The organism is Marinobacter santoriniensis NKSG1 (genome assembly GCF_000347775.1).
Taxonomy (GTDB): Bacteria; Pseudomonadota; Gammaproteobacteria; order Pseudomonadales; family Oleiphilaceae; genus Marinobacter; species Marinobacter santoriniensis.
In genome coordinates, this window is record NZ_APAT01000026.1 from 149,033 (window position 1) to 163,698 (window position 14,666).

Consider the following 14,666-nt stretch of genomic DNA (forward strand, 5'->3'; position numbering starts at 1 on the left):
CCTCGGCGGCATTTGGTATCGCTCTGTGCAGCCTGTTTGCTGAACAGGCAATCAGTGCTTTGCAGTCAAGCGGCGCCAGTTCTGACTTAGTACAGGCGCTCGAACTTGCGCTGTTCCCGCTGAAGCTTCTTGAGATGACGCTTAACGGCAGCGGCTGCTTTGCGCTTGCGAACAGCGGTCGGCTTCTCATAGTGCTCACGACGACGCACTTCAGACAATACACCGGCCTTTTCGCAGGAGCGCTTGAAGCGACGCAGTGCTACGTCAAACGGTTCATTCTCTTTCACTTTAACAGCTGGCATTCGAAAATCACCTACCTGATAGATTCGGTTTCATTTTGCTCCGCCGGGCTTGGCCCGTGCGGCTCGATCCCTGGTCAGATTGGCTAAAACTCGACCAGTGCATAATTTAGGGCGGCAATAATAGCGCCCCGGTAGTGTGAAGGTCAATGTTTGTTCGGTGAATCTGCTTCGCGTTTCGGGTTTCTGCTAAAATGCCGCCTGTTTTCATTTATGGCAATCCAGCGTGGCTCCACTTTATGCTCATCCTTGGTATTGAAACCTCCTGTGACGAAACCGGCGTTGCCCTGTTCGACACCGAAGAAGGACTCCTCGCCCACGGGCTTTTCAGTCAGATCGACATGCATGCCGATTACGGTGGCGTAGTGCCCGAGCTGGCCTCCCGGGATCATGTGCGCAAGTTGCTGCCGCTGTGCGATCAGGTGCTGGTGGACGCCGGTCGGGTGCGCAGTGACATTGAGGGTATTGCCTATACCGCCGGGCCTGGTCTGATTGGCGCCCTGATGGTGGGCGGTTCGGTCGCCCACGCGCTGGGGTTTGCCCTTGACGTGCCGGTACTCGGGGTTCATCACATGGAAGGGCATCTGCTGGCCCCCATGCTGGAAGAGAATCCGCCGGCGTTTCCTTTCGTGGCACTCCTGGTGTCCGGAGGCCATACCCAGCTGGTTCGAGTGGACGGTATTGGCGAGTACGAATTGCTGGGCGAGTCCGTCGACGATGCGGCCGGGGAGGCGTTCGATAAAACGGCCAAAATGCTGGGGCTCGATTACCCGGGCGGCCCCCGGGTGGCAGCGCTGGCCGAGAAAGGGACGCCTGGTCGTTACCGGTTTCCCCGGCCAATGACCGATCGTCCCGGGCTGGATTTCAGCTTCAGTGGTCTGAAGACCTACACCCTGAACACCGTGAATGCGGCAAAAGACGCCGGTGGTCTCGATGAACAGGTCAGGGCCGACATCGCCCTGGCGTTTGAATCAGCGGTGGTTGATACCCTGACCATCAAATGTCGCCGCGCCCTTGAGGTCACAGGCTGCAAGCGCCTGGTTATTGCGGGAGGCGTCAGTGCCAACCGGCGCCTCCGGGCCGGCCTTGAAGGCATGGCCTCGAAACTCTCCGCCGCGGTCTTCTATGCCCGCCCCGAATTCTGCACCGACAACGGAGCGATGATTGCCTACGCCGGGGCCCAGCGGCTGCTCGCGGGGCAGCAAGATGGAGAGCGTATTATCGCTGTGCCGCGCTGGCCGATGAACACACTGCCGTCGCTGCGTGAACCCAGAATGAATGGGCTGGTGGACTGACGCGGGTTTACAGGCCGGCCTCCCGCCCCTGTGCCAGGCGAATCAGGTTGGACCGGTGGCGGACGACGATGAGAATGGCCAGCAGACCGAAGAGCGGCAGTGTCCGGGGCTCCAGTACGGCGCTCACCAGTGGGCCGGATACGATGGCGACGAGCGACGCCAGTGCCGAAATACGCCAGCGCCACATCACCAATAGCCACAGAGCCGCCATGATCAGTGTTGTGGCGGGAGCCAGCGCCAGGCCGGTTCCGAGGGCCGTGGCAACGCCTTTCCCGCCCCGGAATCGATAGAAAACCGGGATCATGTGGCCGGTGACGGCGCACAGCGCCACCATGGCCTGGGCCAGCAGTGACAGGTCGGCCATTCCGGCCAGCCAGACCGGGAGCCAGCCCTTGAAGGCATCAAGCCCGAGTGTCACGGCAGCGGGTGCCCATCCGCCGGTGCGATAGACGTTGGTGGCGCCGGGATTGCCGGACCCCAGCGCTCGGGGGTCCGGCAATCGCCACCAGCGGCAGACAGGCAGGGCGAACAGGACCGACCCGAACAGATAGGCGGTAAAGCAGAGTGTGACAGTAATGACCGGTGTGCTGGTCAGATCCATGGGTTCAGTCCGGGCGGAGACGAATCAGTGCAATGTGTGCGAAAATGCCGGCCCGATTCGCGCCGGCCGGATAATTCACACTATCCGCAGGTTGTGCATATTTCAATCAGCCATCAGTGGAAGATTCCGGGAGAAACCATTGGCAGACTGTGTCCTGATCGAAGGCCTGGCGGTAGAAACCGTTATTGGTGTCTATGCGTGGGAGCGAGAAGTCACCCAGCGTGTGCTGATTGACCTTGAGCTGGGCTGGGATAATCGCAAACCCGGCCTCAGTGATCGGGTCGAGGATGCGTTGGATTACGCGACCGTGAGCGAGCGGGTTACCGAATGCCTGCAGTCTATGCAGCCACAGCTTCTGGAGCGCGCCGCCGAGGGGGTGGCGGAGCTTCTCATGAGCGAGTTCGGCGTTACACGCCTGATACTGACGTTGCGTAAACCGGGGGCGGTTCCGGCAGCCCGGTCCGTCGGAATCCGAATTGAGCGGGGGAATGCCTGATGCCAGATACGGTGCGCGTGTACATCAGCGTAGGTACCAACATCGACCGGGAACACCATGTCTCGGCGGCCCTGGATGCACTGGCGGACTGGTTCGGTGAGCTTGTCATTTCTCCGGTCTATGAGAGCGAGGCGGTCGGATTTGACGGCTCGGCCTTTTTCAATCTGGTCGTCGGGGTCGACACCGATCTGTCAGTTGGTGAACTGTCCCGGCGCTTCAAGCAACTGGAGGCGGACAACGGTCGCCGACGGAACGTACCCAGGTTCAGCGCCCGGACTCTGGATCTGGATATCCTGACCTACGGCACACGAACCGGGGTTGTTGACGGGGTGGAACTGCCCCGTGGAGAGATCCTGAAAAACGCCTTCGTATTGCGTCCGCTGGCGGACATAGCGCCGGACGAGCGGCATCCGGTGTGCGGTGAGCGTTACCAGGACCTCTGGCAGGCATACCGTTCCGGCCAGAAACTCTGGCCGGTGGATTTCCAGTGGCGGGGACGTCAGATCTCACACGCCGTTGGCTGAACGGAATTTCCGGATGAGATGGTCGGTTGAGCTGTCACCCGCGGTGCGGATGGCCTCCCGGCTGAGCAATTTTGGCAGGATACCCTTGCCCAGTTGCTTGCCCAGTTCCACACCCCACTGATCAAACGAGTCCACATTCCAGATCACACCCTGGACGAAGGTCCGGTGCTCATACAACGCGATCAGGGCGCCCACGGTCCGGGGTGAGACCGTCTCCATGATCAGTGTGTTGCTGGGCTTGTTGCCCGGTATCGCCTTATGCGGTGCAAGTTGTCGCGCCGTTTCTTCCGTGGCGCCTTCCTGTAGCAGTTCCTGCCTGGCTTCCTCCAGCGTCTTGCCCGCCATCATGGCCCGGGACTGGCTGAGACAATTGGCAAACAGCTCGGCATGATGAGTCGCGACCGGATTGTGGGTGGTCAGGGGGATGATGAAATCGGCCGGTATCAGCCGCGTGCCCTGATGGATCAACTGATGGTAGGCGTGTTGGCCATTGGAGCCGACGCCGCCCCAGATCACCGGCCCGGTCTGGTAATCCAGGGAGGCCCCGGACTCGCTCACACGTTTGCCATTGCTTTCCATGTCCAGTTGCTGGAGATGATCCGGCAGGCTTCGGAGATAGTGATCGTAGGGCAGGATGGCGTGGGATTCGGCCTGCCAGAAGTTGTTGTACCAGATGCTTAACAGGCCCATGACGACCGGCAGATTGCGTTCGAGCGGCGCATCCCGGAAATGCAGGTCCATGGCGTGGGCGCCGGTGAGCAGATCCCGGAAATGGTCCATGCCGATGGTCAGGGCAATAGGAAGGCCGATGGCCGACCACAGGGAGTAACGTCCGCCAACCCAGTCCCACATGGGAAAAACGTTTTCGGCACTGATGCCAAAGCTTTCCGCCGCCGGCACGTTGGCGGTCACCGCCACGAAATGCCTGGCGATGCTGGATTCATCGCCACCGCTGTCCAGGAACCACTGGCGGGCCACCTGGCTGTTTTCGAGCGTTTCCTGGGTCCGGAACGATTTGGACTGGATCAGAAAGAGAGTGGTTTCGGGGTTCAGGCACTTCAGGGTTTCGCAAACATCGGTGCCGTCGATATTGGCCACGTAGTGACAGCTGATGGCGCCGTGCCAATAGGGCTGGAGCGCTTCGACCACCAGTTTTGGGCCCAGGTAGGAGCCGCCGATGCCAATGCTGACGACGTCGGTAAAGGTCTTGCCGGTGAAGCCGGTCCGGCTTTGGTCCAGAACGCTGTTGACGAAGACCTCCATGCGGTCCAGCGTTTTTTGCACTTCCTGCACCACATCCACACCGTCAACCAGGATCTCTTCACCGCCTGGCTGTCGCAGAGCGGTGTGGAGTGCCGGTCTGTCTTCTGTGATGTTGACTTTGCTGCCTTCCAGCAGGGCCGCCCGTCGTTCCTCGAGCCGGCATCGACGGGCCAGCGATACCAGGGCCGCCAGCGTGTCATCGGTTATCCGGTTTTTGGAAAAATCGAGGGCCAGTTCCGCGCCCTCGATATAGTAACGGCTGCTGCGATCCGGATCGTTGGCGAACAGCGAGCGCATGGAGATTTTTTGTAGCGCGTCCTTCTGTTCGCTCAATGCCCGCCATTCGGGCATTGAGGTCAGTCCTGGGGGCTGGTCGGGCATCGCAGAGTCCTTTTCTGTCGGTGGTTTTCTTAACGGGATACGGACAGATTGTCGATCAGGCGAGTCGTGCCAAGGAAGGCCGCAACGAGCAGGGTCAGGTCGCGGTCGCTCTCGGTCGCCGGTTTAAGGGTGAGGCTGTTTACGATATTGAAGTAATCCGGCCGCAACCCCGCTTCACTCAACGCTTTCTCGGCCTCTGTTTCCAGAGTGCGGAAATCCGTCCGCCCATTGGTCAGCTTTTCCGCGGTGGTCTTGAGTGTCCGGTATACCGCGGGTGCAATGGCACGCTCCTGTTCATTGAGATAGCCGTTGCGGGAGCTTTTCGCAAGCCCGTCCTCTTCCCGCACCGTCGGGCCGCCCAGGATTTCAACCGGGACCATCAAATCACGGACCATTTTCCGGATCACGGCCAGTTGCTGGTAATCCTTCTCGCCAAAGACTGCGAGGTCAGGCTGGACCATGTTGAACAGCATCGTGACCACCGTGGCGACCCCTTCGAAATGGCCCGGCCGGCTGGCGCCACAATGGCCGTCGCTGACTTCGGGCACGACCACCCGTGTCTGCTGGGCCAGGCCTTCCGGATAGATTTCGTCGGCCGATGGCGCGAAAACCAGTGTATTGCCTGCGGCCTCAAGTTGTTCCTGGTCCTCTGCCAGGGTTCGCGGATAGGTGGCGAGGTCCTCGCTGGCACCAAACTGCATGGGATTGACGAAAATGCTGGTGACAACAATATCCGCGGATTCGACCGCTTTACGCACCAGGGATATGTGGCCCTCGTGCAGATTGCCCATGGTCGGGACCAGGCCGATGGTCTTGCCCTGCCGACGATAGCCGCGGAGGATGGTCCGGAGTTCCTTGAGGGAATGTATGGTTCTCATGCCTTGAACGTATGCTCCTCGGCCGGGAATGTGCGGTTACGTACCTGTTCTACGTAGGCCTTGATGGCGTTCTGGACGGAATCGGTCTCCGCCAGGAAGTTTTTGACAAAACGCGGTTTGCGGCCCGTGGTCAGCCCCAGCATATCGTGAACAACGAGGACCTGGCCGTCTGTGTCGGCACCGGCGCCGATGCCAATGACCGGCGCACGGACGGCCTGGGTAATGCGGGCGGCCAGGGGCGCTGGCACACACTCAAGGAGAATGACGTCCGCGCCGGCCTCGACGAGTTCACAGGCGTGTTCGATCATCAGTTCAGCCGCTTTTTCGTCCCGTCCCTGCACCTTGTACCCGCCGAACTTGTTGACGAACTGCGGTGTCAGCCCCAGATGTGCGCACACTGGAACCCCTCGCTCGCTCAGGGCCTCGATGGTGTCCTTCATCCAGTCGGTGCCTTCCAGCTTCACCATATGCGCGCCGGCCCTCATGAGCTCGGCTGCATTCTCCAGGGCGGCTTCAACCGTGCCGTAGGACATGAAGGGCATGTCCGCCATGATGAGCGCGCCGCGGTTGCCCTTGGCCACGCAGCTGGTGTGATACACGATCTCATCCATGGTGACGGGCAGGGTGCTGTCATTGCCCTGAAGTACCATGCCAAGCGAGTCGCCGATCAGGATGACATCGACACCCGCTTCGCTGACGATCTGGGCGAAGGTTGCGTCATAGGAGGTCAGAGCCGAGAAGGCTTCGCCTTTCTGCTTGTATTCCCGCAGGGTATTGATAGTAACAGCCATAGGATCCTTGCCTTTTGGGTGGATGAGCGTGGACTGTGCCGGGGTTCGGCTTCAGGTGTTAAGGGTAATCCGGGGGTATGTTAGAGGCAATAGTACCACGCTGTGGCCAGAGGCGGTTGGCCCGGGCGTTCAGTCAATCGGTCGGGGATGCCGGGGCCTTGGCGGCAGCTTGCGGAGATTGTTGTCCGGGCAGTGGCGGCGCAGACTGGCAATCGATTCCCCGCCCGGCAGGATCAGGTCCGGCTTCAGATCCAGGAGCGGCTGGAGCGCAAAGTCCCGGTTCGGGAGTTCCCGGTGGGGCACGGTCAGGCGGTCATCATCAAGGATCTGTTCTCCAAACACGAGAATATCCAGATCCAGGGTTCTCGGCCCCCAGTGTCTGAGGCGTTCTCGGCCGTGGGCCTGTTCGATTGCCTGCAGGTGGTCGAGCAATGCATGGGGGGTGAGGTTGGTACTGAGCCAGACTGCGCCATTGACGAAGTCCGGCTGGTCCTGGGGACCAACCGGACGACTGGCATAAAAGGCGGACTGGGCAACCAGCGTTGTCTCGGGGAGCTGGGCCAGTTCTGAGACAGCAAGCGCCAGCTGGGCTGTTGGATCTTCCAGGTTGCTGCCAAGGCCAATGAAGGCATCCGTGTTCATTGGGGCGTCTGACGCTTGACCGGTTTCCGGCGACGCCGCCGCTTCTTGGGGGCGTCTGTGCTCAGTTGGGAAAGCATTCGTTCCTGGCCCCGTTCATCGGCCTGCTGGAACTCGGTCCACCACTGACCCAATCCCGGTTCCAGTTCGCCCGCCGCTTCGCGCACCAGCAGGAAATCGTAGGCGGCCCGAAAGCGAGGATGCGTCATAGTGGCAAACGCCCGCTTTCCCTGTCGGCGGGGCAGGCGCATCTGGAGTTCCCAGATTTCCTTCATGGGCCCGGAAAAACGCTTGGGAATGGACGTTGCCTGGACCTGCCGGCCGATGACCTTGCCGATGGCTCCATGCAGCGCAGGCTGCACCGGGTCGCCGTTATCCTGTCGACGTTGCCATTCGGCTTGCAGCGCTGGCCAGAGCATGGCGGCGAACAGGAAGTAGGGGGTTACCGATTTCCCCTGGGCGATTCGGGCATCGGTATTGCGCAGTGCCTGCCGGATCAGTTCATCCGAAGCACCGGCATCCAGCGCCCTGACGGTTTCCGGGAACAGAGGCGCCAAAAGGCCATAGTCTTTGAGCAAGTCGTAGGTTTTTTCCCCTTGGCCGGCGGAGAACAGTTTCAGTACTTCATCGAACAGCCGGGCGGCCGGTATATGCGTCAGCAGTGGCGCAAGCTCGCGAATGGGCGCTTCGGTGTCGGGTTCGATGTTGAAATCCAGTTTGGCCGCAAAGCGGATCGCCCGGAGCATCCGGACCGGATCCTCACGATACCGGGTCTCCGGATCGCCAATCAGCCGGATTTGACGGTTGCGCAGGTCCTCGATGCCATTGGCAAAATCGATAACCGTAAAGTCCCGGATACAGTAGTAGAGCGCGTTGACCGTGAAATCCCGGCGCAGCGCATCTTCTTCCTGGGAGCCGTACACATTGTCCCGCAGCAGGAGACCATGTTCGCTGGTCTTGCGATCGTCATCGGCGGCGTCGTTGTCGGCATCGTTGGCGTTGCCGCGGAACGTGGTCACCTCGATGACTTCCCGCCCGAAGACAACATGAACGATTCGGAAACGGCGCCCGATCAGGCGTGAGTTCCGGAACAGGTCGTGTACTTCTTCGGGGGTGGCATTGGTGGCGATGTCAAAGTCTTTGGGCTTGCCGCCGAGGAGAATGTCCCGGACGCCGCCGCCGACCAGATAGGCTTCGAAGCCGGATTTATTGAGACGGTGCAGGACTTTCTTTGCGGGTTCGCTGATCACCGAACGCGACACGGTGTGCTGGTCGCGCGGGATTTCCCGTCGCTGATAGGTGCGGCTTTTTTTCCGCCCGCCGGGCATGAATGATTTTATTCTGTCGACAAGTCGTTTAGGCATTGAAATCCGTATTTGCGGTGAGCAAAAACCGAGAGTTTAACGGTTTGGGCAGGATTTGCACACGCCAGATAATCAAAAGGCGGATCCGTTTTCACGAATCCGCCCTGAAAGCGTTGACGATCTGCATTGTTTTTATTGTTGCCGGGATTTTTCTTCGTTTTTGTACCCCACTGTCAGTCTCCAAGCTCGGAGACGATCAGGAGTGCAAACGGAAAGCTTTGAATACACAGAGCGGTCAGGAGCAACGAGGGAGTCGGGGGCAGATGCAGCGTCGGCTTTCAGCGATTCTTCTCTACATCTACAACTCACACGTGCCAAGGGACCACTAAAAAGCAAAGTACCCAAAACACTCAGTTCGCTTACGTTCTATTTTTGTTTTTGTTGCTGAACGTTTTCCTGCAGCTTTTTGTTCTTGTTTTGACGCTGCGTGTGCCACTGTTGTTTTTGTTGTTGTGCGCCCTATAGAGTGCAGAGCCCGTGCCAGTTTTTGAAAATTGTTAATTAACAGTGCCTTACGTTTTCGTAGGAAATAAGTGTTACCCCGTACACGCTGAAACTGTTACCCAGATCACGTTGGCGTTTGATTGAGTGTTACCGACAGGAACACGGGGTAACAACGGAAACCTAGTTCACAGTTTGAGAGACCGGCAATAAAAAAGGCCCCCGAGGGGCCTTTGATTAACTTCCGGATTTTTTGCGCGGTATGCCCAGCCTTTGTCGCCGTTCCCACAGGGACTTTCGGCTGATGCCAAGCTTTTGGGCCAGCTCGGTTTCGCTCATGCGATCCTGATTTTCGAGCACGAAATGCTGGAAGTAGTCTTCCAGGGAGAGATCGCTGGCGGAGTCGGCATCCCGGGTTGTCTGTTCGTTATTCCCTTCCACCAGGGTTTCCGGAATGTGTTCGTCGCCGCCGTCGCTGTCCAGGTCAAGCAGCGAGGGCGAGATGACGTCACCGTCACACAGTATTGTCGCTCGCTCGATGGCATTCTCCAGTTCGCGGACGTTACCGGGCCACCGGTGACGTTCCAGGGCACGCATGGCTTCGGGGCTGAACTGGAGATTTGGCTTGTTCATCCGCTCGCCCTGCCGTTTCAGGAAACGCCGTGCGAGGCCGAGGATATCACTCTGCCGTTCGCGGAGCGGCGGGATCCGGATCTGCATCACGTTGAGCCGGTAGTAGAGATCTTCCCGGAATTCTCCGGTTCGGGTCATGGCCTTGAGATTACGATGCGTGGCCGCAATCATGCGCACATTAACCTTTCGGCTCTGGGTCGAACCCACTTTCCGGATTTCACTTTCCTGCAGCACTCTTAAAAGTCTTGCCTGCGCCTCCGCTGGCAGTTCCCCGATTTCGTCAAGAAACAGGCTGCCGCCGTCGGCGGCTTCAATGAGGCCGGTGCGCGCTGACACCGCTCCGGTGAACGCTCCTTTTTCATGGCCGAACAATTCCGATTCGATCAGGCTTTCGGGAATGGCCGCGCAGTTTACCGAGATCAGGGGTTTTGAGGCCCGTGGACTCAGGAGATGCAGCGCCCGCGCTGCCAGCTCCTTCCCCGTGCCGGATTCTCCCTGGATGAGGACGGTTGTCTCGGTCGGTGCCACCTTGCGGATCAGCGTGAAAACCTTCTGCATGGCGTCGCAGTGGCCGAACATGATCTGGCCAGGGTCGGATTCCTCGGGACCACTGCCGGACGCATCGGCGGCTTCCTGTGCCTGATCGCCGCTGCCCTTCCTTGCCAGGATGCTTTCCACGGCGGCAAGCATCTCGTCGTGGTCAAATGGCTTGGCGATGTATTCCACGGCGCCCATCTTCATGGAGTCCACCGCGGAACGAAGACTGGCATAACTGGTCATGATCAGCACCGGCGTATTGGGAGCCCGGTTGATCAGCTCCGTGCCGGCAGCGCCGGGAAGCCGGAGATCTGAGATGATCAGGTCGAACTGGTCCGGGTCGTGGCTGTCGGCATCCTCCACCGAGCGCGCATCGGCCACCTCGTAGCCGGCGTGCTGAAGCAGTTTGCGCACGGCGGAGCGAATGATGTCTTCATCTTCTACGATCAGAATGCGGGGCATAACTCTTTCACGACCTTTCGTGCTGGCTGGCGGTGGTTTCGCCGGATTCAGGCTGGTAAGCCGGAAGTCTCAATCTTACCAGTGTACCGGACCCGGTGTCGGGATCCGCCGGGCTCTCTACCTGGATATTGCCGTAGTGTTCCTCAATGATGCTGTAGACCAGTGACAGGCCCAGGCCGGTGCCCTTGTTGGGCGCCTTGGTGGTGTAGAAAGGCTCGAAAACATGGTCGAGCTGATCTGCGGGAATGCCTGAGCCCTGGTCGACGACCTCGATGATAGCGGAGTAGCCGTCGCCGTTTCCACTGACCGTGATCGCGCCGCCCTCCGGCGAGGCATCTCTGGCATTGGCCAGGAGGTTCACGAAAACCTGCACGAGCCGCTGTTCGTCGCCGAGTACCTGAAGGTCTTCCGGAATCTCGTTCCGGTACCGGATGCCCATCCCCTTATCGCTCAGGGACAGCAGGTTGATCGATTCCTCCACGCAGCGGTGGAGCGACACCGGTTCATACCGGTTGGCCTGGGCGTGGTTGCCGGTGCGGGCAAAATTCATCAGGGACTGGAGGATCGTGGAGATCCGGCGCGTCTGTTGCTGGATCTGATCGGCGGTGTCGAGAATATCCGGATTGTCCGTTTCGAGTTTGAGGTTCTGGGCCAGCGAGGAAATGCCGGTGACCGGGTTGCCGATTTCATGGGCGACACCCGCCGCGAGTCGACCGACCGATGCCAGCCGTTCACTGTGCATCAGTTCATCTTCCAGCAATCGGGTTTCGGTCTGGTCTTCCACCAGAATGATGCTGCCGCCCTCGGGATGGTCTGGGCCGCTGAGGGCTGCCTTGTGGAGATTCAGCCAGTGGGGTTTGCCTTTCAGGTCCAGTCGGTGCTTGTAACGATGCAGTTCTTCGCCACTGTTGAAATCTTCCAGCAGATGATGCCAATGCTCCGGCAGGGCCATGAGGCGGGCCCCGACAACGTCATCGGCGGTGATGCCGGTCAGCGCCTCCATGGCATGGTTCCACATGAGAATTTCGCCATCCTCGCCGACGGAGCAGGCCGGGATCGGCAGGTTCTGGAGGGTTTGGCGGTAGTGGCGTCGCAGGTTGTCCAACTCTCCGGCCAGGCCGGTCAGTCGGTTCTGATATTCACCCAGTGCCCGCTCGACATAGCGGATGTCCTGCCCGGTGTTGCCCCGCGCCAGGGGTTTGAAACCAAGGTGGCGCTGGACCATGTCGCGGGCAACGGAGGGGCCTAGCAGTCCCGACAGGTTGATTTCCACCTGGTCGCGCAGCCGCCTCAGCTGGTAGGGCCGATATTCGATTGCCGGCAATTTGAGCTTGGCCAGCGCCCGCTCGACTTCACGTCTGGCAACCTCTTCCCCCAATGGATCGGACAGTTGCCGGATGAAGTCCGTTGATGAGGTCGCAACCAGTTCTCGCCTCTGTGGGCGTGACAGGGCGCCCAGTGAGCAGGCCTGGGCTGCGCTGGTTTCCTCGGCGGAACTTGCACTGAGAATCGAGAACAGACCGAATACGGTAATGTTCGCAGTAATACTGGCAAAGGTGAAAATGTGCCAGTTGCCGTAATCAGGCACCAGCGGTATGCCCAGCCAGGCCAGGGGATTGATGGTATGGCTGAAGGGCAGTACCAGGGTAATGAGCCAGATAGCCAGGCCGGTGATCAGGCCGGCGATCAGGCCGCGCCGGTTACCCTCGGGCCAGTAGATGACGCCGAGCGCACCCGGCAGCAACTGCAGCATGCCGGACAGGGAAATGGCGCCGAGGATGGCAAGATCCAGATGCTGGCCGACGGTTTCGTGGAAGAGCAGCGCGAAAAAAATGATGACCGCGATCAACAGACGTTTGACCCACTGCAGCCAGCGGTAGATGTCGGCCTGGTCTCGAGGGGTTTTCAGTGGGAGGACAACATGGTTGAGCACCATGCCGGCCAGCGAGAGAGTGCTGACGATCATCAGCCCGCTGGCGGCGGACAGGCCGGCAATGTACATCAGAAGCGTCAGAAACGGGCTTTCGAGCGACTGCGCGATACCCAGTACGTAAAAGTTGGGCGACGTGGTTACTCCCAGTGCCTGGCCACCCCACAGGATGATCGGCACCGGCAGGGCGAGCAGGAGCAGATACAGCGGCAGCCCCCAGCTCGCCTTGGCCAGAGCCTTGGGAGAAGGGTTTTCGCTGAAGGTCATGTGGTACATATGCGGCAGGACGACGGCACCGGCAAACGACATCAGCATCAAGGCCCGCCAGCTGCCATCTTCGATGGCGAGCGTCATGGTGCTCGTGGTCGCCTTGTTGACCGCCAGCCATTCGTCGAGGCCGTTCATGCCGCCAAACACATTGAACAGCACGATGGCACCGATGGCCAGAAGGGCGCCGAGCTTGACCAGCGAATCGAAGGCGACGGCCAGGACCAGCCCCTGGTGATTCTCGGAGTTCTGGTCCCTGCGGGCGCCAAACAGAATCGCAAACAGCAGCACGATCAGGCAGAACAGCAGGCTCATGGCCTTCGGTGAGGTGTCAGGGGCCAGGATGCTGGCGGATTTCGCCACCGCCTGGATCTGCATGCTGAGTAACGCCAGAATGGCGAGTCCTGAACAGAGTGTGGCCAGGGTGCCAGCCCACTGGCTGCGATAGCGATAGGCGAACAGGTCGGCCAGGGAGGTCAACTGGTAGGCCCGGCCAATCCGCATGATCGGGTTTAGCAAAACCGGCGCCAGCAAGAAAGCGCCGCTGATGCCGAGATAGTAGGCAAGGAAACCGTAGCCTGAATCCGCGGCCATCCCGATCGCGGCGTAAACCGCCCAGATGCCGGCGTATACGCCGAGACTGAGGGTGTAAACCAGTGGATGCCTCACCCACTGCCGGGGAAGCAGACCCTGTTCGGTGACCCAGGCGATACCGAACAACAGAAGCAGGTAGGCCAGGCTTGCCATCACCAGGCCGGTGGCACTAAAACTCATTGGGATCGCGCCGCCATTCCAGCCAGAAACCGATGGCGATCAGCCCGGCCCAGATCACGTAAGGGCTGTACCAGACGTTCCCGGGAGCCGTCCACCAGTCCAGGATGTTCGGCGAGAAAATGTAGATGGCCAGAACCAGAAGAAAGACCAGACGGTAGATATACATCAGGCTTACAGTCCGCACTGAAGTGTGAGACAGGCTTTATACCATGCCTGTCACTGGGCTGTCAGGTGAATGGCCTGGTAGTTCCAGTGTTTACAGGCCCATTGCAGAATCTGGTTCACGGAGTCGCTGCGTAGCGAGGCCGGAGGCTGCTGACCGAGGGCCGTCAGGGCATCCACCAGGTTGTCCGCTGCCCGGCTGTCATCGAGGGCTGGCGCGTGGGTCTGCTTGCTCAGTTTCTGGCCCTGTTCGTTCAGTATGACCGGAATGTGCAGCCAGGTGGGTGGGCGTTCGCCCAATGCCCGGTAGATCTGGAGTTGCTGGGCCGTCATGTCCAGCAGGTCCGAGCCCCGGACGACATCCGTGATGCCCTGGTCAATGTCGTCGACGACCACGGCGAGCTGATAGGCATAGAACCCTTCTTTCCGGAGTAGTACCGGATCATCGATTTCCGCCCGCACGATCTGGGTCTGGGGGCCGAGCAGCCGATCCGTCCAGTGACAATGTTCGTCGTGAAGTCTGAATCGAATGGCGCAGGGACGATCCGCCAGGGCGGCTGGGGCATCGCGGCAATTCCGGGGATGACGACCGTTATGCTCTGACAGTTCTTTGCGCGAGCAGGGGCATCGATAGGCATGGCCGTTCGCCAGTAACTGCTCGATGGCGCTCTGATAAGCGTCGTGGCGCCGGGACTGGAAACGTACGGTTTCATCCGGGAAAAGGCCATGGGCCTCCAGGCTCTGGAGGATCTGGCCGGTGGCTTCCGGGGGCTCCCGGAGCGGATCGAGGTCTTCAACGCGAATCAGCCATTCACCCCGCCTTGTTCTGGCTTCAAGATAGCTGGCAACGGCGGTGACAAGAGAGCCGAAATGAAGCGGGCCGGTGGGAGAGGGCGCAAAACGGCCACGATATCGCGGTTCGGACATGG

Annotated in this window: 14 protein-coding genes; 3 read left to right on the top strand and 11 right to left on the bottom strand. The window is 60.0% G+C overall.

The window, feature by feature from the left end:
• Positions 1–86: 86 nt before the first annotated feature.
• Positions 87–302: a 30S ribosomal protein S21 gene (gene rpsU, locus MSNKSG1_RS19000; RefSeq protein WP_007153483.1), complete on the bottom strand. Its 216-nt coding sequence runs from the start codon at positions 300–302 to the stop codon at positions 87–89.
• A 236-nt stretch (positions 303–538) separates the two neighbouring features.
• On the opposite strand from rpsU, the gene tsaD reads away from it, so the two are divergent.
• Positions 539–1,594: a tRNA (adenosine(37)-N6)-threonylcarbamoyltransferase complex transferase subunit TsaD gene (gene tsaD, locus MSNKSG1_RS17400; RefSeq protein WP_040887053.1), complete on the top strand. Its 1,056-nt coding sequence runs from the start codon at positions 539–541 to the stop codon at positions 1,592–1,594.
• Positions 1,595–1,601: 7 nt separating this feature from the next.
• On the opposite strand, the gene plsY is transcribed toward tsaD, so the two are convergent.
• Entirely contained in the window at positions 1,602–2,195 is a 594-nt protein-coding gene (gene plsY, locus MSNKSG1_RS17405) for a glycerol-3-phosphate 1-O-acyltransferase PlsY (RefSeq protein ID WP_008940617.1), read from the bottom strand.
• Between the two features lie 139 nt (positions 2,196–2,334).
• Here plsY and folB point away from each other — a divergent pair, with 139 nt between their 5' ends.
• The gene (gene folB / locus MSNKSG1_RS17410) at positions 2,335–2,691 is read left to right on the top strand and encodes a dihydroneopterin aldolase (RefSeq protein ID WP_008940618.1); all 357 of its coding nucleotides are present in this window, start codon (positions 2,335–2,337) and stop codon (positions 2,689–2,691) included.
• Complete coding sequence (gene folK / locus MSNKSG1_RS17415) at positions 2,691–3,215, top strand: 2-amino-4-hydroxy-6-hydroxymethyldihydropteridine diphosphokinase (protein ID WP_008940619.1); 525 nt, start codon at positions 2,691–2,693, stop codon at positions 3,213–3,215. The genes folB and folK (MSNKSG1_RS17415) overlap by 1 nt, the downstream gene beginning before the upstream one ends.
• Here the strand turns inward: folK (MSNKSG1_RS17415) and pgi are convergent.
• From pgi to gluQRS, 9 genes are all read right to left on the bottom strand, one after another.
• A complete protein-coding gene (gene pgi, locus MSNKSG1_RS17420; RefSeq protein WP_040887054.1) occupies positions 3,198–4,859 on the bottom strand; it encodes a glucose-6-phosphate isomerase in 1,662 nt (553 codons plus the stop codon). The genes folK (MSNKSG1_RS17415) and pgi overlap by 18 nt on opposite strands.
• A 29-nt stretch (positions 4,860–4,888) precedes the next feature.
• Positions 4,889–5,737, bottom strand: coding sequence for a pantoate--beta-alanine ligase (gene panC / locus MSNKSG1_RS17425; protein ID WP_008940621.1), 849 nt, complete (start codon positions 5,735–5,737; stop codon positions 4,889–4,891).
• Entirely contained in the window at positions 5,734–6,528 is a 795-nt protein-coding gene (gene panB, locus MSNKSG1_RS17430) for a 3-methyl-2-oxobutanoate hydroxymethyltransferase (RefSeq protein WP_008940622.1), read from the bottom strand. The genes panC and panB overlap by 4 nt, the downstream gene beginning before the upstream one ends.
• Before the next feature lie 129 nt (positions 6,529–6,657).
• Complete coding sequence (folK, locus tag MSNKSG1_RS17435) at positions 6,658–7,170, bottom strand: 2-amino-4-hydroxy-6-hydroxymethyldihydropteridine diphosphokinase (protein WP_008940623.1); 513 nt, start codon at positions 7,168–7,170, stop codon at positions 6,658–6,660.
• Positions 7,167–8,531 carry a polynucleotide adenylyltransferase PcnB gene (gene pcnB, locus MSNKSG1_RS17440; RefSeq protein ID WP_040887055.1) on the bottom strand — a complete coding sequence of 455 codons (1,365 nt, stop codon included), beginning with the start codon at positions 8,529–8,531 and terminating at the stop codon, positions 7,167–7,169. Before pcnB ends, folK (MSNKSG1_RS17435) begins: the two co-directional genes overlap by 4 nt.
• 678 nt (positions 8,532–9,209) lie before the next feature.
• Entirely contained in the window at positions 9,210–10,604 is a 1,395-nt protein-coding gene (locus MSNKSG1_RS17445) for a sigma-54-dependent transcriptional regulator (protein ID WP_008940625.1), read from the bottom strand.
• A gap of 7 nt (positions 10,605–10,611) precedes the next feature.
• A complete protein-coding gene (locus MSNKSG1_RS17450) occupies positions 10,612–13,575 on the bottom strand; it encodes an ATP-binding protein (protein WP_008940626.1) in 2,964 nt (987 codons plus the stop codon).
• Entirely contained in the window at positions 13,565–13,741 is a 177-nt protein-coding gene (locus MSNKSG1_RS19295; protein WP_008940627.1) for a hypothetical protein, read from the bottom strand. The genes MSNKSG1_RS17450 and MSNKSG1_RS19295 overlap by 11 nt, the downstream gene beginning before the upstream one ends.
• Before the next feature lie 50 nt (positions 13,742–13,791).
• The gene (gluQRS, locus tag MSNKSG1_RS17460; protein WP_008940628.1) at positions 13,792–14,664 is read right to left on the bottom strand and encodes a tRNA glutamyl-Q(34) synthetase GluQRS; all 873 of its coding nucleotides are present in this window, start codon (positions 14,662–14,664) and stop codon (positions 13,792–13,794) included.
• Positions 14,665–14,666: the final 2 nt, after the last annotated feature.

What these genes read in the sequence shown, in the direction of transcription:
- rpsU (WP_007153483.1), bottom strand. Translation starts at nt 302, where the DNA reads ATGCCAGCTGTTAAAGTGAAAGAGAATGAACCGTTTGACGTAGCACTG.
- tsaD (WP_040887053.1), top strand. Translation starts at nt 539, where the DNA reads ATGCTCATCCTTGGTATTGAAACCTCCTGTGACGAAACCGGCGTTGCC.
- plsY (WP_008940617.1), bottom strand. Translation starts at nt 2,195, where the DNA reads ATGGATCTGACCAGCACACCGGTCATTACTGTCACACTCTGCTTTACC.
- folK (WP_008940619.1), top strand. Translation starts at nt 2,691, where the DNA reads ATGCCAGATACGGTGCGCGTGTACATCAGCGTAGGTACCAACATCGAC.
- pgi (WP_040887054.1), bottom strand. Translation starts at nt 4,859, where the DNA reads ATGCCCGACCAGCCCCCAGGACTGACCTCAATGCCCGAATGGCGGGCA.
- panC (WP_008940621.1), bottom strand. Translation starts at nt 5,737, where the DNA reads ATGAGAACCATACATTCCCTCAAGGAACTCCGGACCATCCTCCGCGGC.
- panB (WP_008940622.1), bottom strand. Translation starts at nt 6,528, where the DNA reads ATGGCTGTTACTATCAATACCCTGCGGGAATACAAGCAGAAAGGCGAA.
- folK (WP_008940623.1), bottom strand. Translation starts at nt 7,170, where the DNA reads ATGAACACGGATGCCTTCATTGGCCTTGGCAGCAACCTGGAAGATCCA.
- pcnB (WP_040887055.1), bottom strand. Translation starts at nt 8,531, where the DNA reads ATGCCTAAACGACTTGTCGACAGAATAAAATCATTCATGCCCGGCGGG.
- MSNKSG1_RS17445 (WP_008940625.1), bottom strand. Translation starts at nt 10,604, where the DNA reads ATGCCCCGCATTCTGATCGTAGAAGATGAAGACATCATTCGCTCCGCC.
- MSNKSG1_RS17450 (WP_008940626.1), bottom strand. Translation starts at nt 13,575, where the DNA reads ATGAGTTTTAGTGCCACCGGCCTGGTGATGGCAAGCCTGGCCTACCTG.
- MSNKSG1_RS19295 (WP_008940627.1), bottom strand. Translation starts at nt 13,741, where the DNA reads ATGTATATCTACCGTCTGGTCTTTCTTCTGGTTCTGGCCATCTACATT.
- gluQRS (WP_008940628.1), bottom strand. Translation starts at nt 14,664, where the DNA reads ATGTCCGAACCGCGATATCGTGGCCGTTTTGCGCCCTCTCCCACCGGC.